The 1,260-nt window shown below is 74.0% G+C and carries 1 protein-coding gene; it reads right to left on the reverse strand.

Annotated features, from left to right (window positions below; all coding sequences use genetic code 11):
* Nucleotides 1-113: 113 nt before the first annotated feature.
* The coding region (locus EHS43_RS44805; protein WP_148104357.1) for an ROK family transcriptional regulator at nucleotides 114-1,260 on the reverse strand (1,147 nt) is incomplete at its 5' end.

Here is a 1,260-nt window from a genome sequence, read left to right on the forward strand (position 1 = left end):
GTGTGCGGTGGGAACCGCGACCGCGGTGAGGGCGAGAACCAGCAGGGCTCTGGCGGGCATGGCGAAGTACGAGGATGACCGCATGGGTCGTGCCTCCAATGGGGTGCGGGTTGCTATCGGCCCGTGTCCGGGCCGATGAAGGACTGGATGGCGGTGGCGGCGGCTCCACGCGCCCACTCGTCGAAGGGCAGCGGGTGGGTGCGGACGTCGCACTGGGCGGCGGAGCCGAAGGCGGCCGCGACGAAGGCGTCACGGATCTGCTCGGCGAACAGGTCGTGGGCGGCGAGTCCCTCGCCGGAGATGATCACGCGTTCCGGACCGAGGAGGTTGGCGACGGTGGCGATGCCCCGGCCGATCGCCTCGCCGGCGCGCGCGTACACGTCCCGGGCCCCGGCGACGCCTTCGCGGGCCAGGGCCAGGGCCGCCTCGGCGTCGGCGAGTTCGACGCCGGTGGCCTCCCGGACCTGCCGGACGATCGCGGCCTCCCCCGCGATCGCCTCGACGCAGCCACGGTTGCCGCAGTGGCAGAGCGGACCGGCCGGATCGACGGTCACATGGCCGATCTCCCCGGCCACGCCGTGCGCCCCGGCGACCACCCGGCCGTGCACCACCAGGCCGCAGCCGATGCCCGCGCCCACGGTGACCACGGCGAAGTCGGACAGGCCCACCCCCGCACCGAACCACTGCTCGGCGACCGTCAGGGCGCGGACGTCGTTGTCGACGGTGACCGGCAACCCCGTGGTCATGGCGGCGAGTTCGGCGAGGGGTACGTCGCGCCACCCCAGGAACGGCGAGTAGCGGACGGTGCCCTCGCCGCGGTCGACATCGCCGGAGACCGCGATGCCGAGGCCGTGGACCGCGGCCGTGCTGCCGTCCGCCTCGGCCAGCAGTTCCTGCACGAGGTCCGAGATGCCCGCGAGCACGGTCCTGGGCTCGCGGTCGGACAACGGCAGGTGCCGGGCCTCGCGGATGCGGCAGCACAGGTCGGCGAGGACCGCGATGATCTCGTCCCCGGTGACCTTGACGCCGATGAACAGCGCCCGTCCTCCGTCGACGCGTACGAGGTTCGCGGGCCGGCCGAGCGCCGGACGGGCGTCCTCGTCCACTCCCTCGACCAGGTAGCCGGCCTCGATGAGCGGCCGGACCGCCTTGGTGACGGCGGCCGGGGAAAGGCCCACGCGCCGGGCCACCTCCAGACGGGGCAGGGGGCCCTGGGAGAGGACGGTGGTGAACACCTGTGAGGCGGCGGGTGTGTGGGCG

Origin of the sequence: Streptomyces sp. RP5T (assembly GCF_003933965.1) — a bacterium.
In the GTDB taxonomy this organism is placed as follows: Bacteria; Actinomycetota; Actinomycetes; order Streptomycetales; family Streptomycetaceae; genus Streptomyces.